The 24,405-nt window shown below is 69.2% G+C and carries 20 protein-coding genes; 9 read left to right on the forward strand and 11 right to left on the reverse strand.

The window, feature by feature from the left end; all coding sequences use genetic code 11:
* Positions 1-128: 128 nt before the first annotated feature.
* Positions 129-374 (forward strand): hypothetical protein, encoded by a 246-nt coding sequence (locus TSH58p_RS15985; RefSeq protein ID WP_109069585.1) that lies wholly within the window; start codon positions 129-131, stop codon positions 372-374.
* A gap of 139 nt (positions 375-513) precedes the next feature.
* On the opposite strand, the gene sppA is transcribed toward TSH58p_RS15985, so the two are convergent.
* The gene (sppA, locus tag TSH58p_RS15990; protein WP_109069586.1) at positions 514-2,265 is read right to left on the reverse strand and encodes a signal peptide peptidase SppA; all 1,752 of its coding nucleotides are present in this window, start codon (positions 2,263-2,265) and stop codon (positions 514-516) included.
* A 42-nt stretch (positions 2,266-2,307) separates the two neighbouring features.
* Positions 2,308-2,880, reverse strand: a complete 573-nt coding sequence (locus TSH58p_RS15995; protein ID WP_109069587.1) for a peroxidase-related enzyme — start codon at positions 2,878-2,880, stop codon at positions 2,308-2,310.
* A gap of 214 nt (positions 2,881-3,094) precedes the next feature.
* Here TSH58p_RS15995 and TSH58p_RS16000 point away from each other — a divergent pair, with 214 nt between their 5' ends.
* Positions 3,095-4,189 carry a response regulator gene (locus TSH58p_RS16000; RefSeq protein ID WP_109069588.1) on the forward strand — a complete coding sequence of 365 codons (1,095 nt, stop codon included), beginning with the start codon at positions 3,095-3,097 and terminating at the stop codon, positions 4,187-4,189.
* 9 nt (positions 4,190-4,198) lie between these two features.
* Here TSH58p_RS16000 and TSH58p_RS16005 read toward each other — a convergent pair whose 3' ends face one another.
* From TSH58p_RS16005 to fabI, 4 genes are all read right to left on the reverse strand, one after another.
* Entirely contained in the window at positions 4,199-4,792 is a 594-nt protein-coding gene (locus TSH58p_RS16005) for a hypothetical protein (RefSeq protein WP_109069589.1), read from the reverse strand.
* Between the two features lie 5 nt (positions 4,793-4,797).
* Positions 4,798-5,874 (reverse strand): chorismate synthase, encoded by a 1,077-nt coding sequence (aroC, locus tag TSH58p_RS16010; RefSeq protein WP_109069590.1) that lies wholly within the window; start codon positions 5,872-5,874, stop codon positions 4,798-4,800.
* A 96-nt stretch (positions 5,875-5,970) separates the two neighbouring features.
* Positions 5,971-7,107 (reverse strand): hypothetical protein, encoded by a 1,137-nt coding sequence (locus tag TSH58p_RS16015; RefSeq protein WP_247873980.1) that lies wholly within the window; start codon positions 7,105-7,107, stop codon positions 5,971-5,973.
* A gap of 199 nt (positions 7,108-7,306) precedes the next feature.
* A complete protein-coding gene (fabI, locus tag TSH58p_RS16020) occupies positions 7,307-8,155 on the reverse strand; it encodes an enoyl-ACP reductase FabI (RefSeq protein WP_109069592.1) in 849 nt (282 codons plus the stop codon).
* 136 nt (positions 8,156-8,291) lie between these two features.
* Here fabI and TSH58p_RS16025 point away from each other — a divergent pair, with 136 nt between their 5' ends.
* Positions 8,292-9,656, forward strand: a complete 1,365-nt coding sequence (locus tag TSH58p_RS16025) for a YihY family inner membrane protein (protein ID WP_109069593.1) — start codon at positions 8,292-8,294, stop codon at positions 9,654-9,656.
* Between the two features lie 34 nt (positions 9,657-9,690).
* Here the strand turns inward: TSH58p_RS16025 and TSH58p_RS16030 are convergent, their stop codons facing one another.
* A complete protein-coding gene (locus TSH58p_RS16030; protein ID WP_109069594.1) occupies positions 9,691-10,707 on the reverse strand; it encodes a radical SAM/SPASM domain-containing protein in 1,017 nt (338 codons plus the stop codon).
* A gap of 137 nt (positions 10,708-10,844) precedes the next feature.
* On the opposite strand from TSH58p_RS16030, the gene TSH58p_RS16035 reads away from it, so the two are divergent.
* Both TSH58p_RS16035 and TSH58p_RS16040 read left to right on the forward strand, forming a co-directional pair.
* A complete protein-coding gene (locus tag TSH58p_RS16035; protein WP_109069612.1) occupies positions 10,845-11,981 on the forward strand; it encodes a sialidase family protein in 1,137 nt (378 codons plus the stop codon).
* A 73-nt stretch (positions 11,982-12,054) separates the two neighbouring features.
* Entirely contained in the window at positions 12,055-13,230 is a 1,176-nt protein-coding gene (locus TSH58p_RS16040) for a phosphoserine transaminase (RefSeq protein WP_109069595.1), read from the forward strand.
* Between the two features lie 60 nt (positions 13,231-13,290).
* On the opposite strand, the gene TSH58p_RS16045 is transcribed toward TSH58p_RS16040, so the two are convergent.
* Together TSH58p_RS16045 and TSH58p_RS16050 are read right to left on the reverse strand one after the other, a co-directional pair.
* Positions 13,291-14,766, reverse strand: a complete 1,476-nt coding sequence (locus TSH58p_RS16045) for a TrkH family potassium uptake protein (protein ID WP_247873981.1) — start codon at positions 14,764-14,766, stop codon at positions 13,291-13,293.
* A 121-nt stretch (positions 14,767-14,887) separates the two neighbouring features.
* Positions 14,888-16,594, reverse strand: coding sequence for a hypothetical protein (locus TSH58p_RS16050; protein WP_146205852.1), 1,707 nt, complete (start codon positions 16,592-16,594; stop codon positions 14,888-14,890).
* A 291-nt stretch (positions 16,595-16,885) separates the two neighbouring features.
* Here TSH58p_RS16050 and TSH58p_RS16055 point away from each other — a divergent pair, with 291 nt between their 5' ends.
* The 4 genes from TSH58p_RS16055 (at position 16,886) to TSH58p_RS16070 (ending at position 22,238) form a co-directional block, all read left to right on the forward strand.
* Entirely contained in the window at positions 16,886-18,049 is a 1,164-nt protein-coding gene (locus TSH58p_RS16055) for an ATP phosphoribosyltransferase regulatory subunit (protein ID WP_109069597.1), read from the forward strand.
* An 88-nt stretch (positions 18,050-18,137) separates the two neighbouring features.
* Positions 18,138-19,430 (forward strand): adenylosuccinate synthase, encoded by a 1,293-nt coding sequence (locus tag TSH58p_RS16060; protein WP_109069598.1) that lies wholly within the window; start codon positions 18,138-18,140, stop codon positions 19,428-19,430.
* Between the two features lie 203 nt (positions 19,431-19,633).
* The gene (locus TSH58p_RS16065) at positions 19,634-21,676 is read left to right on the forward strand and encodes a serine/threonine protein kinase (protein ID WP_109069599.1); all 2,043 of its coding nucleotides are present in this window, start codon (positions 19,634-19,636) and stop codon (positions 21,674-21,676) included.
* 34 nt (positions 21,677-21,710) lie between these two features.
* A complete protein-coding gene (locus TSH58p_RS16070; protein ID WP_109069600.1) occupies positions 21,711-22,238 on the forward strand; it encodes a hypothetical protein in 528 nt (175 codons plus the stop codon).
* A 38-nt stretch (positions 22,239-22,276) separates the two neighbouring features.
* On the opposite strand, the gene rpoH is transcribed toward TSH58p_RS16070, so the two are convergent.
* Both rpoH and TSH58p_RS16080 read right to left on the reverse strand, forming a co-directional pair.
* A complete protein-coding gene (gene rpoH, locus TSH58p_RS16075; RefSeq protein ID WP_109069601.1) occupies positions 22,277-23,161 on the reverse strand; it encodes an RNA polymerase sigma factor RpoH in 885 nt (294 codons plus the stop codon).
* 183 nt (positions 23,162-23,344) lie between these two features.
* Positions 23,345-24,394, reverse strand: coding sequence for an RluA family pseudouridine synthase (locus TSH58p_RS16080; protein WP_109069602.1), 1,050 nt, complete (start codon positions 24,392-24,394; stop codon positions 23,345-23,347).
* Positions 24,395-24,405: the final 11 nt, after the last annotated feature.

A 24,405-nucleotide genomic window follows, 5' to 3' on the forward strand; every position in this document is an offset into this window, starting at 1 on the left:
GATACGGGCACAACACTGTGCAGGATCTGTTGCCTCGTTCGCTTATGTCGCTTTACGCGATTGGCGCTTTGCGCAATCTTTAATCCGTAGCCACTAATCATGAAAAACGTAGGAAAGGAGTGCGCCAGATGGAGCGCGAGGACGAATGTGCTCTCGACCGATATATCGCGGCGATTCCGCTTAACCTGAGAGTAGTGGCCAGGGCTGCTTACGAGGAGCTGTCGAACAATCCCTTCCTGCCGGTCTTTTCGAAGGACGAAATCGCGCGGTTGGTCTGCTCGCCGGGATTTCAGAGTTACTTGGAAAGTGAAAACAGGACCAACGCCGGTCCGCTGATGATGCTCTGTTCAGCGGGGTTTGCGACGCGCCATTGACGACGTCCGCCCTATGACGACGCCCGCCCTATGACGACGCCCGGTTGACGAGGCGCCATCGTCACGACGCAACGCAGCCACTCTTCTGCAGGCCGGCGGTCGCCCCGCCGGCCTGAATTTTATCCCTTATCCAGGAGTCCTACGGTTCCAGTCCCAGCGGCGGCATGCGCGCCTCCACCGCACCGCCGCGGGCCGCCTTGACCAGCGGGGCGAGTTCGGCCAGCGCCGGCCGCAATCCGGCCAGCACCGCCACGGCTTCCACCAGATCGCCCTTGCCCGAGGCGAGGTCGAGGATTTCGCGGAGCAGCGGCTTCGGGCGCGGGTAGGCGGTCACGGTGACCGGATCGTCCGGCGCCAGCTTCGCCGCCTGCTTGGCGAGCGTCAGCGCGGTGGCGACACCGCCCAGTTCGTCGATCAGCCCGAGGTTCTTGGCCTGGGCGCCCGTCCACACGCGGCCCTTGGCGGCGTCCCGCGCCTGTTCGGGGGTGAGGTGCCGGGCCTCCGCCACGCGGGACAGGAAGGTGGAATAGCTGCTGTCGATGATCGCGTTCAGCCGCTCCTCCCCGGCGGGGCCGAAGGGGCGGAAGGGCGACCACAGGCCGGCGTTGGGCGCGGTGTCGAGGACGCCCCAATGCACGCCCAGCCGCTCCGACAGGCCGCCGACCGACATTTTGCCGGCGACCACGCCGATGGAGCCGGTGACGGTGGCCGGGGAGGCGACGATGCGGTCGGCGGCCAGGGCGATCCAATAGCCGCCGGACGCCGCCGTGCCGCCCATGGTGGCGATCACCGGCTTGCCCGACTGGCGGGCCTTGACCAGCGCGCGGCGGATCGTCTCGGACGCGGTCACGCTGCCGCCGCCGCTGTCGATGCGGAACAGGATGGCCTTGACGTCGGGATCGTCCACCGCGTCCTCGATGGCCGACACGATCGTCTCCGACCCGGCGGTGACCTCGCCCAGGCCGGGCTTGCCGCTGTCTCCGCCGGTGATCGTGCCGGTGGCGTGGATCAGTGCGATGGTCGGGCCGCTGCGGTTGGGCGGGCCGGCGATGCCCAGATAGTCCGCCGCCTCCATGGTGTCGGTGCCGGGCGCGGCCCCGGCGCGGCGCAACGCCTCCTCCCGCGCCTCGTCGGCGTAGCCCAGCCGGTCGACCAGCTTGGCGTCCAGGGCCTCGCGGTCGATCAGCGGCGCGCGGTCCATCGCCGCCTTGACGGCGGCGGGGGGAAGGCGGCGGCTCACCGCCACCCCGTCGACGATCTGGTTGGTCAGGTCGCCGAGCAGCGATTCCATCATCTCGCGGTGGGCGGGCGTGAAGTCCGTCCGCATGACGCTGTCGGCGAGGCTCTTGTACTCCTCGCGCTGGAACACCTGGGGCTGGATGTCCAGCTTGTCCAGGGCGCCGCGGGCGAAGGGGATCTGGGCCGACAGGCCGGTCAGGCCGAGCAGGCCGAGCGGCTGCATCCACACCTCGTCGAAGGCGCTGGCCAGCAGGTAGGAGCGGTTGCCCGCCCCGGTGTCGCCGTAGGATTCGGCGAAGGCGATGGCGAAGCGGCCCGACGCGCGGAACCGCTCCACCGCCGCCCGCAGTTCCTGCACCTGGGCGAAGCTGGCGCCGTCGCCGCCGAAGCGGGCCAGCACGCCCTTCACCCGCGGGTCGCCGCGCCCCCGCTCCAGCGCGTCGAGCACCTCCTGGAAGGTCGTCTCATGGCCGAGGAAGCTGCCCAGCCGGTCCACGCTGCCTTCCGCCAGCGGGTCGCGGAGGTCCAGCTCCAGCACCACGGTGTCGGGCAGGGAGGGCTCATGCCGGACCGTCAGGACGACCCCGGTGACCACGGCGGCCACCACGAGGAAGCCGATTAGGGCGAACAGGCGGACAAAGAACCTCAGCATCCGGGGGGCTCCGGTGGTTGCGCGGCGTCAGCGGTCCAGCGTTCAGCGGTCCAGCGTGTGGTAGTCGTGGTTCGGCAGCATGTCCACCGCGGAGGCGACGCGGTTCGACATGTTGTAGAAACCGGCGGTGTCGGCGATGTCGAAGATCTCCTCGTCGCCGAAGCCGGCGTCGCGCAGCGCCTGCCGGTCCGGCTCGCCCATCGTCCAGGGCTCCTTGGTCAGCTTCCACGCGAAATCGAGCATGGCGCGCTGGCGCGGCTCCAGCTTGGCGGCGCGGTAGTTGAAGGCGAGCATCTCGCCGAGTTCCGGATCGCCGGACAGCTTGCGCACCGCCTGCCCGTGGGCGACGAGGCAGTAATAGCAATGGTTGGCCGAGGACACGACCACGGCGATCATCTCGCGCTCCAGCTTGGACAGGCCGCTCTCGCCGACCATCAGCTCGTTGTAGAGCTGGGCGAAGGTGCGCAGCTTCTTCGGGCGCAGGCTGTAGGCGCGCAGCACGTTGGGGACGAAGCCCAGCTTCTCCTCGCACTTGGCGAAGAGCGCCGCCATGTCCGGGTCGAGGTCGGGCGTCTCGGGAACGGGCAGGGCCATGACGTGATCGGGCTGGGGCATCGCGGTGGTCTCCTCCGGTGTGTTGCGCCGTTGCGGTCGATGCTGTTTTGGCCGACAGGGTAGCCGGGCGGCGGCGCTTCGCAAAGCCCCACATCCGGTCAGGATGCCTGGAGCTTCGCCGGGGAGTTGCAACCCTGCCTTTCGTACGTTGTGTCTCGCCAAGGGCCGCCGCTCATGCGAAGACTTGACCCGTTGCAACGCAGTGGTTCCAGCAATGAACGATCCGGGCGGCAAGGGCGCGCCCAGGCTCGGCCTCCTCTCGGTTCTGGTGGTCGAGGACAGCGCCTTCATCCGCAACGTGCTGACCGCCACGCTGCGCACCATCGGGGTCGGCGCGGTGCATGCCGAGCCCGGCGGGGCGGAGGCCATCCGCTTCCTGGAGGAGCGGCGGGCCGCCCTGCCGCCCGGCACGGCGCCGGTGGACGTGATCATCTCCGATCTGGTGATGCCGGAGGTGGACGGGCTGATGCTGCTGCGCTGGCTGCGCTGCAGCCCGAGGTCGCCGGACCGCTTCCTGCCCGTGCTGATGCTGTCCGGCGCCGCCGACCGCCATTACGTGGAGCAGGCGCGCGACCTGGGCGCCACCGATTTCATCGCCAAGCCTTTTTCGGCGGCCATCATCGCCAGCCGCCTGCTGGCCGCCATCGCCCGGCCGCGGCGCTTCGTGCTTGCCAAGGGCTATTTCGGGCCGGACCGGCGGCGGACGCAGCGGGCGGTGGCGATGGATTGCCGGATGACCGGACCCCGCGAGATCCTGGTGGTGCACAGCGCGTCGAAGGCGGCGGGCATCGACCGCTTCCCCGTCGTCCATTTCGACCTGCCCAACCGGCTGGGCGCCAAGATGGGCATCGCGCCGAAGGACCCCATGCCGACCCTGCCCGAGGAGGTGCTGGCGGCGGCGGAGGCGGAGATCCAGAACCGGGCCGGCGACTACGCGACCTGGATCGCCGGGGAGGTGGACGAACTGGCCCGCCGCGTCGACCGGCTGCGCGAGGAGGCCGCCGTGGTCCCGGCGCTGATGGCGCAGATCAACCGTTCCGCCCACGAGATGCGCGGGCAGGGCGGCATCTTCGGCTACCCGCTGATCACCCGGATCGCCAAGTCGCTCTACGAGGCGACGCAGGGCGGCTTTCCCGCCGTCACCGGCAACGAACGCCTGCTGCTGAAGGCCCATGTGGACGCCATCAAGGCGGTGATGACCGGGCGGATCAGCGGCGACGGCGGGGCGACCGGCCAGCAGCTTCTGGCCTCGCTCGACCGCGCCAAGAAAAAGTACGCCAAGCCGGACGGCGAGGGCGACCCGGCCTGAACGCCGCCGCTACTTCCAGCGGATCCCCGCTTCGCGGCGGATCTCCTCCATGCGCTCCAGCGCCGGTTTGAAGCCGTTCAGGGAAAAGCGCACCTCCGCCTTGCCGCCCGCCGGGGCGGAGCCGACGGCGGCGACCTCCTTGCCGGGAGTCAGCCGTTCAACCAGCTTGGCGTTGGTCTCCGGATCGAGCACCGCGCAGGTGTTGGTCTCCCATTCGAAGCGTTCGCACGGGTATTCGGGGCGGAACAGCGCCCGGTCCACCCAGACGCGGACGATCTTCGACAGGTCCATCGTCCGCTCGTCCAGCCGGAAGCGCATCCCCTCCAGCCAGCGCTCGCTGGAGCGCAGCCAGACGAGGCGCGACCGCCGGTCGCTGCCGGGACGGGAGAGCAGCTCGCATTCGACGCGGCGCGGCTCGCTCCAGACCTGGCAGTAGAGGCGCCAGTCCTTGAAGGTTTCCGCATGCTCCCGGTAGGCCGGGGCCTGGGATTGGGTCTGGGATTGGGCCTGGGATTGGGCTGCGGCGGGAAGGGCGGCGATCAGCAGGAATCCCGCGATCACGCCGCCGCGCCATGCCGCCGCGATGCGGCCCGGTCCCCGCATCGGGCTCAGCCCCGCGCGTAGGCGCGGTGGCGCAGCAGATGGTCGGCCAGAACGCAGGCCATCATCGCCTCGCCCACCGGGACGGCGCGGATGCCGACGCAGGGGTCGTGACGGCCCTTGGTCAGGATGTCCGTGTCCTTGCCTTGCAGATCGACCGTCTGGCGCGGGGTGAGGATGGAGCTGGTCGGCTTCACCGCGAAGCGCACCACGATGTCCTGCCCGGTGGAAATGCCGCCGAGGATGCCGCCGGCCTGGTTCGAGAGGAATTCAGGTTCGCCGTCGGAACCGGAGCGCATCTCGTCGGCGTTCTGCTCGCCGGTCAGGGTCGCGGCCTCGAAGCCGTTGCCGATCTCCACGCCCTTGACGGCGTTGATCGTCATCATGGCGCGGGCGAGATCGCCGTCCAGCTTGTCGTAGAGCGGGTCGCCGAGCCCGGCGGGCAGGCCGGAGGCCACGACCTCCACCACGGCACCGATGGACGAGCCGCTCTTGCGGATGCCGTCCAGATAGTCGGCCCATTCGGCGGCGGCCTGCGGGTCGGGGCAGAAGAAGGGGTTGTTGTCGACCTCCGCCCAATCCCAGCGGCTGCGGTCCACCTTGTGCGGGCCGATCTGCACCAGCGCGCCGCGGACGGTCACGCCGTCGCCCAGCACCTTGCGCGCCACCGCACCCGCCGCCACGCGGCAGGCCGTCTCTCGCGCCGAGGAGCGCCCGCCGCCGCGGTAGTCGCGGATGCCGTACTTCTTCCAGTAGGTGTAGTCGGCGTGGCCGGGCCGGAACTTGGCGGCGATCTCGCTGTAGTCCTTGGAGCGCTGGTCGGTGTTCTCGATCATCAGCGAGACCGGCGTGCCGGTGGTCTGGCCCTCGAACACCCCCGACAGGATCTTGACCTGATCGGGCTCCTGCCGCTGGGTGGTGTAGCGCGACTGGCCGGGGCGGCGCTTGTCGAGCCAGGGCTGGATGTCCGCCTCGGTCAGGGAGAGCAGCGACGGGCAGCCGTCCACCACCACGCCGATCGCCGGCCCGTGGCTCTCGCCCCAGGTGGTGAAGCGGAAAAGCGTTCCGAAGCTGTTGCCGGCCATGGCGAGGACTCCCGATGCGACACGATGTTACCGCAAGTTTCGCGGTCGAGCGCGTTTCTTGCGGCGTTTCGGCCGGCGCGTCAAGCGCGAGGGGACTTAAAACGCACCCTTCTGCTCACGCCGGCGGTCGAGCGCGACTTCGAACTGGCGCAGCAGCTTCTGCGTGGCTTCGAAATAAAGCTTTCGCTGCGGGTTGTTCTTCATGCAGCGGGCGTCCAGATGGGCGACGCTGGTCAGTGCCGAGACGCAATAGCCGAGCAGCCAGTAATGGGAGCGGATCTTGCGCAGATAGTCGCGGAAGGGCTCGGGCTGGCCGGCCATGAAGGCGGAGAAGCTCGCCTCGTAATCGGCAAGGATCTGCCGGATGTCCATCAGCGTGGTTTCCAGCAGCTTGACCACCTTCTCGATGTGCATCAGAAGCTGGGTCTCGTAGGGCTTGTGCATGCGGATGTCGACCGGGATGCACTCCCGCGACTTCAGCCAGTTCAGGATGACCCGGGCCCGCGGCGCGATGCGGCGAAGCTGGTATTCGTAGAAGGTCGTGCCCTTCCAGGCGCTGAAGATCTGGTCCGCTTCGCTGCGGTCGATGCCGAAGGCCGAGACGAACAGGCCGGCTTCCTCCAGCTCCGGATTCCAGATCGCTTCGAGAAAGCGCTCGATGCTCTGGGCGCCGTTGCCGCCGCCGTCGATGGCCTTGCGGACGATGGGTTCGATGCGCGCCCGGATCAGGCGGCGGAGCTGCTGGTCCTCGGTGTCGCTGATCGCCCAGTGACGCTTGTCCACCGGCACCTTCTCGCCTTCGAAGCAGGCCTTCAGCAGGAAGGCGTCCAGCGAAGGCACGCTGTCGATCAACGTGAGGGTGCGCAGGTCCGCGGCCGCGGCTTCGCTGTTGGCCTCGCCGATGCCGAACTGTTCGGCCAGCAGGATGTTGCTGTTGCGGGCGCGCAGATAAATGGCGAGGCCGCCCGCTTCGGTGTGTTCGACGCTGTGCGGAATGTAGATGCCGGTCTCGACCGGGCGCGATGCGGCGTCGCCATCCTCATCCTCGTCGGCGATGGGGTTGGCGTAGTCGTCGGCGTCTTCGTCGAAATTCGGATACTTGAACAGAATGGCCTTGTTCAACCCGCGGGCACGGAACAGGCGGTTCTCTTCGGGGATCTCGCGGGTGATGGTGATCAAATTCATCGAGACGCTGGAGCCGCCGTAGAGAATTTGCTCCAGAATCGGGGACACCGAATCCGATTGCCGCCGTGCACGCATCCGACTGTCACCTTCCGCAACCTTCCGTAAGTGTGAAGAATAGCGGTATGCTGCGGCGCGCAAAAGTAGGTAATACGACGTTCGGTAAAAAATGTCCCAAATTGGGTAAGGGCGTTTCCGGCGGGCGTTCCGGAACGAACCGGACGCGCCCGCCGTCGCCAGAAGCCTTGGATCAGGCGGGTTTCGCCGCGCCGCCCAGCGACCCCAGGAGCTGCGACACCTCGGCCGCCGCGTCCACCGCGACCATGCCGACGGTGTGGTAGCCGGAGTCGACGTGCATCACCTCGCCGGTCACGCCGGTGCCGAGGTCGCTCAGCAGGAACAGGCCGGCGCCGCCGACCTCGCCGATGGTGACGTTGCGCTTCAGCGGGGCGTTCAGCTCGTTCCACTTCAGGATGTAGCGGAAGTCGCCGATGCCGCTGGCGGCCAGCGTCTTGATCGGGCCGGCGGAGATGGCATTGACGCGGATGTTCCGACCGCCCAAATCGACGGCCAGGTAACGCACGCTCGCCTCCAGCGCGGCCTTGGCGACGCCCATCACGTTGTAGTGGGGCATCACGCGCTCGGCGCCGTAATAGGAGAGGGTGAGCAGGCTGCCGCCGTCCTTCATCAGCGGGACGGCGCGCTGCGCCACCGCGGTGAAGGAATAGCAGGAGATGTCCATGGTGCGCAGGAAGTTGGCCCGCGTCGTGTCGAGATAGAGACCGTCCAGCTCGTTCTTGTCGGAAAAAGCGATCGCATGAACCAGGAAGTCCAGCTTGCCCCATTCCTTCTCGATGGCGGCGAAGGTCGCGTCGACGCTGGCCTCGTCGGTGACGTCGCAGGGCAGCAGCAGCGGGGCCTTCACCTGATCGGCCAGCGGCTTCACGCGCTTCAGCAGCGCGTCGCCCTGGTAGGTGAAGGCCAGCTCGGCGCCGTGCTGCGCCAGCGTGGAGGCAATTCCCCAGGCGATCGAACGATCGTTCGCCACGCCCATGATCAGGCCGCGCTTGCCGTCCATGAGCGGCTTCGGGTTGGACATCCGTACCTCGTGCATCCAGAGTATGCTTTGAAAAGTGGGCCGCATCCTACACGAAAGACCGGCCCGGTCAAACCAAGGCGGGAGGCGTCCTGTGGCTGAAACCGAAGGCACTTCGAAAGGGGCTTGGAACCCCTTTGTGCGCGTTCGGGAAATCGGCGGCTTCATCGCCTATTCCTCCATGCGCTTCTACAACGACAACTGTTTCCAGACCGCGGCCTCGCTGACCTACACCTCGCTGCTGGCGCTGGTGCCGCTGATGACCATCGGCTTCGCGATCTTTTCCGCCTTTCCCGCCTTCAACGCGCTGCAGTCGCGCATCCAGACGCTGCTGTTCAAGAATCTCGTGCCGGAGAACAGCGACGCCATCCTGCAATATCTGGCGGCCTTCATGGCCAACGCCGGGCAGATGCCGGTGTTCGGAATCATCGGGCTGGCGATGTCCGCGGTGCTGCTGATCTGGACCATCGAGGGGTCCTTCGCCACCGTCTGGCGGGTGCGGGAACCGCGCTCCTACGTGACCCGCATCCTCTCCTTCTGGGCGGTGGTGTCGCTGAGCCCGCTGTTCGCCGGCGCCAGCCTGTCGCTGTCCAGCACCCTGTGGGCGGTGCTCCAGTTCGCCCATCTGGAGGGCTTCGCCGACCCGCTGGTGGGGATCGGGGCGATCCTGCCCTTCATGCTGCAGCTGGTCGGCTGCACGCTGCTCTACGTCATCATCCCGAACCGGGACGTCGGCTGGATGGACGCCGCCTGCGGCGGGGCGGTCGCCTCGCTGCTGCTGGAGACGTCCAAGGCGGGCTTCGCCATGTACATGAAGGAGTTCCCCGCCTACCAGACCATCTACGGCGCGCTGGCGACCGTGCCGATCTTCCTGTTCTGGCTCTACATCGCCTGGTCGACGGTGCTGTTCGGCGCGGTCATCACCGCCTCGCTGCCCGAATGGCGGGCCGGCAAGATCACCCGCGGCGGGCCGGAGGGGCTGCTGCCCGCCCAGCGGCTGGGGCTGGCGCTGGCCGTCCTGCACGAGCTCCTGGAGGGGACGCGGCTCGGCGTGGGCCTGCGGCGGCGGACGCTGGTCGGGCGCGTGCCGGTCGGGACGGTGCTGATCGACGGCATCCTGGAGCAGCTTCGCGACGCCCATTGGGTGGCCCACACCACGCACAACGCCTGGGTCGTCACCCGCGACCTGAGCGAGGCCACGCTCTACGACCTGATGAAGGCTCTGGGCATCGGCCTGCGCGGCTCCGTCCGCGGGCTGGGCGGGCTGGAGCTGCCCTGGCAGGACCGCACCGCCCAGCTTCTGGAGCAGGCGGAGCGGACCCAGGAGGACATTCTCGGCGTGCCGATCAAGGACCTGCTGTCCGACCGGCCGCTGGAGGCGGGACCGCTCGAAACGGGGCCCCTGGAGACGGGAGCGCGGGAGCCGGAGCCGGAGCCGCGGGACACCGGGGCGGCGGGGGAGGGCTCCGGTGCGGTGCCGCTGCGCGCGAAGCGCTGGCCCTGAACGCTGGCCCCAAACACTGGTCTTGTGCCGACGCTCAAGCCCGGTATTTGGCGATGAGGTCCGCGGCGAAGCCGTCCAGGTTGTTGTCGGCGGGCAGGGTCTGGACGTAGGAGCAGCCGCGGCAGGCCTCGATCTCGTCGCGGCGGCCCTCCAGATGCTTCAGCCGGAAGTCGCGCAGGCGCTCGCCGTTCCAGATGTCGCGCAGCGACTCCTCGGCGACGTTGCCGACGATGGTGCCCATGCGCCAGTCGGCGCAGCAGACCGACACCTCGCCGTTGAAGTTGATGGCCAGCTTCAGGAAGGGTTCGGAACAGACCTTGCGGGCGGTGTCCGGGGCGGCGGCGAAGGCGCTCTCCTCGGCCAGCGCCTCGCCGTGCAGGGGGTGGACGAACAGGCTGTCGGCGATCGGCGTGAAGGTGTCGATGAAGCTCTGCCGCTCCTCCCCCGTCAGCTCCACGTTGATGATCTTGCAGTGCAGGTGGAAGTCGCGGCCCAGCTCCGTCTTGCGGCGGTAGAGATAGGCGACATTGTCCACGATGGTCTGGAAACGGTCGAAGCGCCGGGTGATGCGCTTGTACATGGCGTCGCTGGCCCCGTAGACGGAGACGCGCATGGCGTCCAGCCCGGCGGCCAGCAGCGCGTCCGCCCGCTCCGGCGTGAGCAGGGAGCCGTTGCTGGTCATCTCGACATGGCGGGCCAGACCCTGCGACTTCAGACGATGGACCATGTGCTCGATCCGCGTGTTCACCAGCGGCTCGCCGTCCTTGTAGAGGTGGACGGATTTGATCGGCGCGTCGAATTCGGCGATGTCGTCGGCGATCTTGCGGAACAGGTCGAACTTCATGGCGCCGCGCGGACGCCCGATCTCCTTCAGCAGATCGGAGTTGCCGGTGGCGCAGAAGACGCAGCGGAAGTTGCAACCGTTCGACGGGTCGATCAGCAGCGAGAAGGGGGTGGTCAGCGGCAGCACCTGCGACAGGTCGTTGCGGTCGCGGTGCCGGCCGTAGGGAATGTTCGCGGGGGCGGCCGCTTCGGTGCTCACTTCGGTCATGACCTTCGCCGGGCAGGGCTGCGGAAAGCGTTTGACTAGCAAGGGACCACGCGCACCGTAAAGGAATCCTTCATTCCGGCAACCGGACAGTGGCCGGACGTTTCCAATGCCGCGTGCGCCAGGCGGAATTCAAAGGCATGCTCGACACTCTTTCGCATCGTATCGTCTACAGCGACCGGCGCTTCTACGCGTCCTTCCCGTCCGCGGCGACTCTGGCCGACGGGCGGGTGCTGGTGGCCTTCCGGCGCGCCCGCGATCACCGCTGGCTGCACGGGGAGCCGGCGGAGGGCGGCGGCGACTTCACCAGCGTCGACCATGTGGATTCGCGCTCCCACCTCGTGATCCAGCGCTTCACCCCGGATTTCGAGCCGGAGGGCGCGCCGCAGCCCTTGCCCACCGATCCGGAGGCCGGCGACCAGGACCCCAGCCTGCTGGTCCTGCGCTCGGGGCGGATCGTCCTCGGCAGCTTCGGCTGGTACCCGATGTCGGCGCGCCACGGCCTGCGGCTGCGCGAGAAGGGCGTCCACCTGCTGGGCAACGCGGAGACGTCGGGGACCTTCTTCCTGTTCTGGGGCGGCAGCACCCGCGTCAGCGACGACGGCGGGCGGCACTGGTCGGCCCACCGCTACCTGCCGGAGTTGCCGGACCAGGGGCCGATCCTGCCCGGCCTGCGCCCGATGCTGGGCGGTGCGGTGCGCGGGCGGGCGGTGGAGGCGCCGGATGGCACGCTGCTGATGGCGACCTACACCGGCGGCCCCTACACCAGCTACCTGTTCGCCTCCCGTGACCGGGGGGAACACTGGGCTCTGCGCAGCACCATCGCCCGCGACCCGGCGGGCCGCGCCGGCTTCTGCGAGACCGCGCTGCACCTGACCGCGGACGGGCAACTGATTGCCTTCCACCGCACCACCGGGCTGGGCGACCGCCTCGCCACCTCCGTCTCGCACGATCTGGGGGAAAGCTGGGCGCCGTGGATCGAGAACGCCGTCATCGGACACCCCTACGACGCCTGCCCGCTGCCGGACGGGCGGCTGCTCGTCGTCTACGGCCACCGCCACCAGCCCTACGGCGTGCGCGCCCGCGTCTGGGACAGCCGGCGGGAGACGCTGGAGAGCGCGCCGGAGATCGTCCTCCGCGCCGACGCGCCGTCGCCCGACGTCGGCTATCCCTGGGCGACCGTGCTGGCGGACGGGCGGGTGGCGGTCTGCTACTACATCTGCGACGCGGCGGGCGTGCGGCACATCCAGGCGACGCTGCTGCGCGTGAGCGGCTGATTGACGGGCTCCCGCGCACCTCCTATCGTCCCCGGCCATACCGCAATCCCGTGTTTTGGGGAGTAGAGTGTCCATGAAGCCCGCCCGCCGGCCGTCGAACCCGCTGTTTTCCTCCGGCCCCTGCGCCAAGCGGCCCGGCTGGTCGCTGGACGCCCTGGACGGCGCGCTGCTCGGCCGCTCCCACCGCTCGAAGCCGGGCAAGGCGAAGCTGAAGGAGGTCATCGACCTGACCCGCGCCGTTCTGGCGATCCCCGGCGACTACCGCATCGGCGTCGTCCCCGCCTCCGACACCGGGGCGGTGGAGATGGCGCTGTGGAACCTGCTGGGTGAGCGGGGCGTGGACATGATGGCCTGGGAGAGCTTCGGCAAGGAGTGGGTGACCGACGTCACCAAGCAGCTCCGCCTGTCCGACGTGCGGACCATCCAGGCCCCCTACGGCGAACTGCCGGACCTGTCGCAGGCCGATTTCAGCCGCGACGTGGTGTTCACCTGGAACGGCACGACGTCGGGCGTGCGGGTGCCGGACGGCGACTGGATTCCGGCGGACCGCGAGGGGCTGTCGATCTGCGACGCGACCTCCGCCGCCTTCGCCATGGACATCCCCTGGAGCAAGATCGACGTCGCCACCTGGTCCTGGCAGAAGGTGCTGGGCGGCGAGGCCGCGCACGGCATGCTGGTGCTCAGCCCGCGCGCCGTGGCGCGGCTGGAGAGCTTCCAGCCCGACCGCCCGCTGCCCAAGATCTTCCGCCTGACGACGGCCGGGAAGGATGGCGGCGCCAAGCTGATCGAGGGCATCTTCGTCGGCGACACCATCAACACGCCGTCCATGCTGTGCGTGGAGGACGCCATCGACGGGCTGCGCTGGTCGCTGTCGGTTGGCGGCCTGACCCAGCTCATCCGCCGGTCGGAGCAGAACCTGCGCATCGTCTCGGAGTGGGTGGCGGCCTCGACCTGGGCCGGCTTCCTGGCGGACGATCCGGCGACGCGCTCCTGCACCTCGATCTGCCTGCGCTTCACCGACCCCGAGGTCACCGCCCTGACGCCGGAGGCCCAGGCGGATTTCGCCAAGAAGCTTTCCGCGCTGCTGGAGAAGGAGGAGGCCGCCTTCGACGCCGGCTCCTACCGCGACGCCCCTCCGGGCCTGCGCCTGTGGGGCGGCGCCACGGTGGAGAACGAGGACATGGAGGCGGTCCTGCCCTGGCTCGACTGGGCCTTCGCCACGGTCAAGGCGGAAACCTTCGGGCGCTGAACCGCCTGTGGTTTCAAAGGAAGGCCGCGCCATTCAGGCGCGGCCTTTTTCGTTTCCCGCTCAATCCCGCCAGAAGCTCGGCAGGATCAGCACCAGCACGGTGAAGACCTCCAGCCGGCCCAGCAGCATGGCGAAGCTCAGCACCCATTTCGCCGCGTCGGGCAGGGGGGCCATGGTGCCCGACGGGCCGACCACCGGCCCCAGCCCCGGCCCCGCGTTCGCCAATGCCGAGGCGACGGCGCTGGCCGCGCTCAGGTAATCCACGCCCATCGCGGCGACCAGGAGCGACAGGATGCCGAAGGCCGCCATGAAGGCGAAGGCGAGGTTGATGACCGAGCCGACCACATCCTCGTCCAGCACCTTGCCCTGGTAGAGCGGGACCAGAACCCGGTTCGGCTTCAGCATCCGCTGCATCTGGTTCAGCATCGACAGGGCCAACACCTGCCAGCGGAAGACCTTGATGGACCCCGCCGTCGACCCGGTGCAGCCGCCGATGAAGTAGAAGAAGAAGAAGGCGACGATGGCGAAGCCGCCCCAGGTCGAATAGTCGGTCGAGATGAAGCCGGTCCCGGTGATGATCGAGGTGACGTTCACCACCGAATGGCTCAGCGCGTCCGGGAAGGGCAGGCCGACCACGGTGAAGGCCCACAGGGTCATGGCGATCCCGGCCACCAGCAGGATCGCCAGCAGCGCGTTCACCTGGCTGTCGCCGGAGAGCGGCGCGTTGCGCTGGCCGCGCAGCAGGCGGATGTACCAGGTCAGCGGCAAGGCCCCGCCGATCATCGAAAAGGTCGCCACCCACAGCACCGCGTCGGAATTGAACCAGCCGAGCGAGGCGTCCTTGGTCGAGAAGCCGCCGGTGGCGATGGAGGCCATGGCGTGGTTGATCGCGTCGAACCACGTCATCCCGGCCAGATGGTAGGCGACCGCCGACAGGACGGTCAGAGCCAGATAGATCATGGCGATGGCGCCGGCGGTGTCCTGCACCGTGGCGAAGGGCTTGTCGCCCTTGTCGGAGGACTCGGTGCGGAACAGCTGCATGCCGCCGACCCGCAGGATGGGCAGCACCGCGATCGCCATGACGATGATGCCGACGCCGCCGAACCAGTTCAGCAGCGAGCGCCACAGCAGGACCCCCGGCGGGGCGTCGTCCAGCCCGACGATGACCGTGCCCCCGGTGGTCGAGAGGCCCGACATCGCCTCGTAATAGGCGTCGGTGAAGGACAGGCGGGCGGCGGAGATCATGAAGGGCAGGGCGCCGAAGGCGGCCAGCACGCACCAGGACAGCGTGGTCAGCAGGAAATGCTGCTTCACGGTGAAACGCGCGTGCTCCTTGCTCGACGTCGCCAGGACCATGCCGCCGCTGACCGCCAGCGTCGCCGCGCTGGACCCGACGAAGGCCGTCCAGTCGCTGTTGCCCGCCGCGGCGTCCGCCAGGGCGGGCGCCAGCATGCCCAGCCCAAGGATGGTCAGAAGGAAGCCGATGATGTGGAAGACCGGTCCCAGCGCAATTCCATTGCCGACGCCATTGCCCAAGGCTGTGCCCTTCGTCGCCGCGGGGGCCGGTGGCGCCCCGTCTTTTCCCGATGTGATGCGCTGATTATCCAAAGGGGCGGGTGCTGTCCATCCGCATCGGAGCGGCCGGCCCGTCCGAGGCTCACACGAAACCGGCTTCTCCCAACATGCGGTAGAAGTCGCGCAGGGCGCGCTGCTGCGCCACCGCATCGGGCAGATCCTCGACATATTTCCGGTCGAAGTGCGGTTGGCGGAGATGCTCGACCACGCGGCGCCGGACCATCTCCAGCGCCCGCCGGCTGCGCAGGATTCCCGGCGCGCAGACCTGCAGCAGACGGTTCGCGCGCAGCCGCAGCGCGTCGCCGGGGTCGTCCAGCCGCTCCACCACCCGCTCCTCGGTGATGTAGGCCACCAGGAGCGCGTCGAGGTCGCCGGTCAGGCGGGTCCGCGCCTCCTCCGGCAGCGCCGACTCGGCGGCCTGACAATAGAGCAGGGTCAGCGCTTCCAGATTGTCGCGGGGCGGCAGGCGGGAGTGGATGAAGCGGCCGTAGCCCGCCGGGGTGCCGGTCAGCGCGTGGAGCAGCCGGGCGATGTCACCGGCGTGCCCATGGCCGAGGTCGGAGTCGGCCAGCGCCAGCAGGAAGCGCACCCGGTCCCGCGCGTCGGGGATGCGGCCGGCCACCTCCGCGATGGCCTGCTTGCGGCCCGGCGCCCCGCCGCCTTCCAGGAAGCGCAGGTAGCGCAGGACCAGCGCCTCCGCCATCGGGCCGCCGCCGGCCGGCCCGTCGGGGCCGAGCGTGCGCTTCAGGATCTCCTGGAAGGCCTCCATCTCCAGCGACGGGTCGGAGCGGTAGAGCGGCTGCGTGCCCTTCAGCTGCCGGCGCACCAGATCCAGGATGACCAGCCGCGTCTGGTCCAGGTCGTGGAAGGCGAGAAGCTCGTTCAACTGGACGGCGCGGTCGTCCTCCGCCCGCTTGGCGGGGGACAGGCGGCCCCGCGACAGGTCGATCAGGTTGCACAGCGCCTCCGCCAGGCTGCCCTGGGCGCCGAGAAGCTCCTGCGCGACCGAAGGGGCGCCCAGGACGTCGGCGATCACCCCGTCGAGCAGCCCCAGAGGGCGGTCGGCCGCCGCCCCGTCCTCCCGCGCCAGTTCCCCCAGGAAATCGAGCTTGGCCAGCCAGTTGCGCATCTGCACCAGTTCGCGCGACAGCACGACGCGGGCGAGGAAGTCGCGCTCCTCCGCCGGCAGGCTCGAATCCAGCCGGTCGAACATGGGGCGGAAGCCGGTGGCGGCGATGGCCGGCAGGTCCTTGCGGGCGGCGGCGGCGCGCGCCCGGTCGGTGAGTTCGTGCATCAGCCGGTTCAGCGCGTCGCGCCGCCCGCGCCCGTCCGTCCCGGCCTTCTCCGCCTGGAGGGCGGCGACCCGCCCGACCGCGGTGGGCACGAGGTTGTCGGTGTTGAGCAGCCGCGCCAGTTCCGCGTGGTTGTGCAGCACCTCGGTCGGGGTGACCACCGCGCGCTCCACGTAGTTGCGCAGGACGCGGTTCATCGTCATGCGGCTCTGCACGCCGTAGCAATGGTCGAGCGTCAGGCAGAGCGCCGGCGCCTCGTCGATGGCGGCGGCCACCATGCGTGAGACCTGGCGGAACTCCACATGGACTTCCGTCTCGACATGGCGGCCGTCCGGGCGCCGCCAGTCGCGCACCACCCGCATGCCCTCGACCCTGCCGCCGGCCAGCGCCTTGCGGCCGAAGGCCAGCGCCTCCGCCTCGGTGTCGAAGCGGGCTTCCAGAACCCAGTGGTCCTGGGCGTAGATCTGCACTTCGTAACTGGCGGACGGGCGTGCCATGGCGCCATTCCCCGCTGCTGCCGGCACGGTTCGTACACAGGATGCCGGAGGTTTCGCACCAAACTCAACAAAGATTCGACTGGAATACAATTCTGTTTCGAACCTTTCCGGACGGGCGCCTGTCGTCGGCGCAGGGGAGACGGGCACGGGCTGCGGGGCTTTTCCGTTTGCATGAGGAAGGGGGGTGGGGTATTGACCCGCTCCGTATGCCCGAGCGCCGCATGCCCACCGGACTTGCGGGCTCTCGCCATGCCGACGGTTTGCCACTTATTCGACGAGACGACGCAGGCCATGCCCGCTGATTCCCTGAGCTCCGCCCTGTTGCCCGCCGGACTGCACGACGTGCTGCCGCCCGAAGCGGCGCACGAAGCGGCGGCGGTGGCGCACCTGCTGGCGGACTTCACGGCCCACGGCTATGAGCGCGTCGAGCCGCCGCTCGTCGAGTTCGAGGACAATCTGCTGTCCGGCTCCGGCGCCGCCATGGCGAAGCAGACCTTCCGGCTGATGGACCCGCTGTCGCAGCGCATGATGGCCGTGCGCGCGGACATCACCCCGCAGATCGTGCGCATCGCCACCACCCGCCTGAAGAACGGCGCCCGTCCGGTGCGGCTGTGCTACGCCGGGCCGGTGCTGCGCGTGAAGGGCTCGCAGCTGCGTCCCGAGCGGCAGATCACCCAGGTCGGCGTCGAGCTGATCGGCCCGCTGGAGGCCGAGGCGGACGCCGAGGTGATCCTGCTCGCCGCCCACGCCCTGGAAGGGGTGGGGGTGCGGCACCTGTCGGTGGACCTCTGCGTCCCGACCATGGTGGCGCGGGTCTGCCGCGGCCTGGGGCTCGGCGAGGAGGAGACCGCCCGCCTGCGCGAGGCGCTGGACAAGAAGGACGCCGCCGCGGTGACGGCGGTCGGCGGGCCGGCGGCCTCGCTGCTGCACACGCTGATGACCGCCTCCGGCCCGGCCGAGCGGGCGATGGAGGTCCTGTCGGCGCTGCCGCTGCCGGAAACGGCGGAGAAGGACCGCCGCCGCCTGACCGACGCCCTGCGCCTGCTGCGCGCCGCCCGCCCCGATCTGACGATCACCGTCGATCTGGTGGAGCATCGCGGCTTCGAGTACCAGACCGGCCTCAGCTTCACCCTGTTCGCGCGCGACGTGCGCGGCGAGCTGGGGGCGGGGGGCCGCTACCGCGCCGGCGTGCGTCCGGGCGTGGAGGAGGAGGGCGAGCCGGGGACCGGCTTCACCCTCTACATGGATACGCTCCTGCGCGCCGTTCCGGCGCCGGAGCCGGCCAAGCGCGTGTATGTGCCGCATGGCACCTCCTGGGCCGCGGCGGGCAAGCTGCGCGCCGAGGGCTGGGTCACCGTGGCGGGGCTGGCCCCCGTGGCGGACGCGGCGGCGGAGGCCCGGCGGCTGGACTGCGGCCATCGGCTGGACGGCGGCACGGTCACGCCGCTGACTTGAGACTTCACGAGAGGCGACCCCCGCGCCGCGGGGGCGCCTTTGCATGGGCAACGTTTTCTTTCTGCCTTCTTTTTTTGCGGAGACACACATGGCCAACGTGGCGGTGGTCGGCGCCCAGTGGGGCGACGAGGGCAAGGGCAAGATCGTCGACTGGCTGTCCAGCCGGGCCGACGTGGTGGTGCGCTTCCAGGGCGGTCACAACGCCGGCCACACGCTGGTGATCAACGGCGTGACGTACAAGCTGAGCCTGCTGCCTTCGGGCGTGGTTCGGCCCAACAAGCTGTCGATCATCGGCAACGGCGTCGTCTTCGACCCCTGGGCCTTCATCCGCGAAGTGACGGCGATCAAGAGCCAGGGCGTGGACGTGTCCCCCGCCACGCTCCAGGTCGCCGAGAACGTCCCGCTGATCCTCCCGGTCCACAGCGCGCTCGACAAGGCGCGCGAGGAGGCCCGCGGCGCCGGCAAGATCGGCACGACCGGCCGCGGCATCGGCCCGGCCTATGAGGACAAGGTGGCGCGCCGGGCCATCCGCCTGTGCGACCTCGGCGACGAGGCCGTGCTGAAGGAGAAGGTCGACGCCCTGCTGGCCCACCACAACCTGCTGCTCCGCGGCCTGGGTGCCCAAGAGATGAAGCCGGCGGACCTGCTGGACCCGCTGCGCGAGATCACCCCGCAGGTGCTGCCCTACGCGTCGGTCGTCTGGAAGACGCTGGACGAGCTGCGCCGCGCCGGCAAGCGCATCCTGTTCGAAGGCGCGCAGGGCCAGATGCTCGACATCGATCACGGCACCTATCCCTTCGTCACCTCCTCCAACACGGTGGCCGGCAACGCCGCCGCCGGCAGCGGCATGGGCCCGCGCGCCGTCGGCTATGTGCTGGGCATCTGCAAGGCGTACACCACCCGCGTCGGCTCCGGCCCGTTCCCGACGGAGCTGTTCGACGACGTCGGCGAGCTGATCGGCCAGCGCGGCAAGGAGTTCGGCGTGGTCACCGGCCGCAAGCGCCGTTGCGGCTGGTTCGACGCCGTGATGGTCCGCCAGGCCGTGAAGACCGGCGGCATCGACGGCATCGCCATGACCAAGCTGGACGTGCTGGACGGCTTCGACGAGATCAAGGTGTGCGTCGGCTACCGTCTGGACGGGCAGGAGCTGGATTACTTCCCGGCCAACGCCGGCGCCCAGGCCCGCGTCGAGCCGATCTACGAGACCTTCGAGGGTTGGAAGGACAGCACCCAGGGCGCCCGCTCCTGGGCGGAGCTGCCGGCCCAGGCGGTGAAGTACGTCCGTCATGTCGAGGAACTGATCCAGGCCCCGGTGGCCCTGCTGTCCACCAGCCCGGAGCGCGACGACACCATCCTGATGAACGACCCGTTCCAGGATTGAGGTTTGTTGGGCGGTCGCCTCGGCCCCCCCCTCCCGGCCTCCCCCCGCTATCGCAGGGGAAGGAGAAAAGCCCTCCCCTGCGAAGCGGGGGAGGGTTGGGTGGGGGCCCGGGGCGACCACTTCCCACCGCGTTAACAATTTGTTTGCCCTTTTCGAGCGACTAAGGCTGGCACACGCTCGCAGGCTCCGGGGATTCGAACGCCATGCCATCCGATGCCATGACCGCAGCCGCCGCGGATCGGATGATGGCCAACGCCGAACCGGTCAAGCTGGCCGAGCGGTACGAAATCCACCCCAACGCGCCGCTCGCCGCGCTCAACGCCATCGGCGGCAACGCCTACACGGCCAAGCCGCTGCGTGACAAGCGCTCCGAAGCCTTCGCCATCATCGGCCACGGCGCCACGCTGGCGCGCACCGACATCGCCGCGACCATCGCCAGCCTCGACAACCAGGCTCACATGCGGCTGCTCGACTGGGGCATGGTGGACTGGCCGGCGAGCCAGGGGCGCCGCCTCTGCATGATCTTCGAGCGTCCGGCGGGCAAGCGGCTGATGAACAGCCTGACCGAAGCCACGGACCCGATCCCCGAAGACCATCTGACCCGCCAGATCATCCATCCGCTGGTCGCGGCGCTGAAGGAGCTGTCGAGCCGCGGCGTGGTCCATGGCGCGATCCGCCCGACCAACCTCTACTACCGCGATCTGGCCTCCAGCAGCCTGATGCTGGGCGAATGCCTGTCCACCCCGCCGGGCTACGGACAGACGGTCCTGCTGGAGACGGTGGAGCGCGGCATGGCCTCGCCGGCCGGGCGCGGCACCGGCACCATGGCCGACGACCTCTATTCGCTGGGCGTCACGCTGCTGCTCCTGCTGCTGGGGCGCAACCCGGTGGGGGCGGCGGAGGACGAGGCGATCCTCCAGGCCAAGATCGAGCGCGGCTCCTACCCGGCGCTGGTCGGCCAGATGCGCCTGCCGCTGGCCATCAGCGAGGTGATCCGCGGCCTGCTGGTGGACGATCCCAAGCAGCGCTGGACGCTCCAGGACCTCGACCTCTGGGTCGCCGGGCGCCGCCTCAGCCCGAAACAGCCGCAGGTGCCGCGCCGCGCCGCCCGGCCGCTGGAGTTCCAGGGGCAGGACTACTGGCACTGCCGCACGCTGGCCCGCGCCTTCGCCCGCCATGTGGCGCCCGCCGCCACCGTCATCGAGGGCGGCGAGCTGGACAAATGGCTGCGCCGCTCCATGGGCGACGACGCGCGGGCCGAGGCGGTGGCGAACGCGGTGCAGACCGCCTCGACCACCGGCAAGGGCGGCAGCATGGCCGAGCGGCTGGTCGCGCGCGTCTGCATGGCGCTGGACCCCGGCGCGCCCATCCGCTACCGCGGCAAGGCGATGATGCCCGACGGCATCGGCACCATGCTGGCCGACGCCTTCCTGCGCGGCGAGTCGCCGCAGCCGTCGGCCGAGGTGCTGGCCAACCAGCTTCCCATGTTCTGGGTGAGCGTGCAGAGCGACTTCCGGCCGGAGTTCGTGCCGATGGTGCAGAACTTCGATCAGGTCCGCGGTCTGCTGGACCGCACGGGCCACGGGCTGGGGGTGGAGCGGGTGCTCTACGAGATGAACCCCACCATGCCCTGCATCAGCCCGCTGGTCGCCAAGCAGATGCCGACCAGCCCGGCGGAGCTGCTGCGCGCGCTCGACTGGATGGGGGCGGGGAGCGAGCGGCACAAGGACCCCATCGACCGCCACGTCGCCGCCTTCCTGGCGGTGCGGCACCGGCGGACCGACGAGATGCTCTACACCCAGCTCGGCTCCAGCATCGAGCCGATGCGCCGGGTGATCGCCATGCTGACCATCCTGGCCGACGTGCAGGCGCGCACCGGCACCGACGGGCTGTCGCACCTCGCCGCCTGGGTGGTCTCCCTGCTCGATCCGGCCTTCCGCCGCTTCCACAGCCGGCCGCACCAGGACAACGTGCGCAAGCAGGCCGACTCCGCCGCCCACAACGGGCGCCTCGGCGACCTGCTGAAGATCGTCGACGATCCGGAGGCGCTGCGCCGCGACAAGCTGGAGTTCGAGGCCGCCCAGATCGCCTACCGCGAGGCCGACGCCGAGATCAACAAGCTGCGGCAGAGCATCGGCGACCGGAACAGCATCATCGAATCCTCGGGCCGGCAGGTGGCGGCCATCGTGTCGAGCCTGCTGTCGACCCTTCTGGTCGGCGGCATCATCCTCTTCTTCGCCTTCTGACGGCGGCCTTCAAACCAAGGATCGGGTGGCACCCATGGCGCGCGGCGGCAAGAGCGGCGGAAAGAAGAAGAAGCGCAAGGGCAGCATGCTGACGCTGATCCTGCTGATCATCCCGGCGGGTCTGGTGGTGCTGCCCACCTCGATCCTGTTCGGCATCGGCATGATCCCGACCATCGTCGCCTACGTCACCGACCGCGACCCCGAGAAGTCGGCGCCGATCACCGTCGGCGGGCTGAACTTCTGCGGCTGCATGCCCTACGCCATCGAGCTGTGGAAGCACAACCACACCATCGGCGCCGCCGGCAAGATCTTCATGGACCCGCTGGCCTGGCTGGTGATGTACGGCGCCGCGGCGATCGGCTGGGCGCTCTACTTCGGCATTCCGCCGATGGTGGCGAATTTCGAGGTGATGCGCGCCGAGAAGCGGGTGAGCGCGCTGAAGGACGTGAAGGTCGGGCTGGTCCAGGAATGGGGGCCGGAGGTCGCCGGCGACCTGTTCGACGAGGCCGGCGGCCTGTCGCCGGACGAGCAGGACCAGTTGGCCGAACCCGCGGGGGCGTGAGGGAGTGCCCTCTCCCCGGAGGGGAGAGGGCTAAAAGATCAGCCGGCCAGCTTCTGCTCCACCGCGGCGTTGCGGATGGCCTTCTGGAGCTTCTCGAAGGCGCGCACCTCGATCTGGCGCACCCGCTCGCGGCTGATGCCGTACTTCTGCGACAGGTCCTCCAGCGTGGTCGGGTTGTCGCGCAGGCGGCGCTCCACCAGGATGTCGCGTTCGCGCTCGTTCAGGTTCTCCATGGCGGCGGTCAGCAGCTTGCGCCGCTTGCCCAGCTCCTCGCTCTCGGCGAGCGAGATTTCCTGGTTCGCCGTCTCGTCGACCAGCCAGTCCTGCCACTCGCCCTCGCTGTCGGCGCGCAGCGGCGCGTTCAGCGAATGGTCGGGGGCGCCCAGGCGGCGGTTCATGTTGACGACGTCCTGCTCCGGCACGTCGAGCGTCGTGGCGATGTGGCGCACCTGCTCGGGCGACATGTCGCCCTCCTCGATGGCCTGCATCTGGCCCTTCAGGCGGCGCAGGTTGAAGAACAGCTTCTTCTGGGCCGCCGTGGTGCCCATCTTCACCAGCGACCAGCTGTGCAGGATGTATTCCTGGATGGCGGCGCGAATCCACCACATGGCGTAGGTCGCCAGCCGGAAGCCGCGGTCGGGGTCGAACCGCTTCACCGCCTGCATCATGCCCACGTTGCCCTCGGAGATCAGCTCCGACAGCGGCAGGCCGTAGCCGCGGTAGCCCATGGCGATCTTCGCCACGAGCCGAAGGTGGCTGGTCACCAGCTTGTGCGCGGCGTCCGAATCCTCGATCTCCTGCCAGCGCTTGGCCAGCATGTACTCCTCCTCCGCCGCGAGCATGGGGAACTTGCGGATTTCCTGGAGGTAGCGCGAGAGGTTGCTTTCGGAACTGATGACCGGAACGCTGGATATCGTCGCCATGTTGGACCCTCTCCGACGGCTGTTGTTCGTGCCTTCTCACGGGCACACGGCCGTTCACTGTTCTGCGCCGCCTCGCCGTCCGCTTGCCCGTTCGATCCGCCGGGGATGGTCCCGGATGCAAGCGTGAGCGTGGGCGGCTGTTGACGCGAAGAATAACCGACTTCTGCGCGCGGGTATAGTGGATTACAGCGATTCTAAGAAATCTGACAAATCTTTAATATCCGTGGGTAGCGGCGCCTGGAAGCGGACCGTCTCCCCTGTTGCGGGGTGCCGGAAGGTCAATCCCACGGCGTGCAACGCCTGCCGTGGAAAGCCAACAAACCGCTCGCGATGGGGTTCCGGCAGGGCTGAGGCGTGCTTGCCGCCGGCGCGTCCGGCACGCCCCTTGCCGTAGAGCGGGTCGCCCACGATGGGGTGGCCGATGTGCGCCATGTGCACGCGGATCTGGTGGGTGCGCCCGGTCTCCAGCGTGCATTCGACCAGCGCCAGCGCGGTGCCGAAGGAGCGGACGACGCGGTAGCGGGTGGCCGCGTGCTTGCCGCCGGTGACCACGGCCATCTTCTTGCGGTCGGTGCTGCTGCGCCCGATGTTGCCCTCGATCCGCCCCTCGCGGGGGGAGGGGACGCCCCAGACGAGCGCCTGGTAGGTGCGGCTGAGCGTGCGGCCGGAGAACTGTTCCGTCAGCGCGTGGTGCGCGCGGTCGTTCTTGGCGACGACCATCAGGCCGCTGGTGTCCTTGTCGAGCCGGTGGACGATCCCCGGACGCCGCACGCCGCCGATGCCCGACAGGCTGTCGCCGCAATGGGCGAGCAGGGCGTTGACCAGCGTGCCGTCCGGATTGCCGGCGGCGGGGTGGACCACCATGCCCGCAGGCTTGTCGATCACCAACACGTCCTCATCCTCATAGACCACGTCCAGGGGTATGTCCTGGGCCTCGGGCTGTGCAGGTTCAGCTTCGGGTATGAAAACGTCGAAAGTTTGTCCGGGCTTGACCTTCACGGACGGGTCGGTGACCGTCCGCCCGTCGCCGTCCCGAACGCAGCCCTTCTCCAGCAGCGCCTGCACGCGCGACCGCGACAGGCCGGGAAGCCCCGCCGCCAGGGCCTTGTCGAGCCGCTGGCCGACGGCGTCGTCCGGAACGCTCCAGCGCTGCCGCGCGCCTTCGCCGGTTTCGCCGTCCGGCGTTCCGGTGTATTCGTCCTCATCGTCGTCGATTTCGGTGCGTTCGGGCATCGTTCGGCAAA

It is taken from the genome of Azospirillum sp. TSH58, from assembly GCF_003119115.1.
Lineage (GTDB): Bacteria > Pseudomonadota > Alphaproteobacteria > Azospirillales > Azospirillaceae > Azospirillum.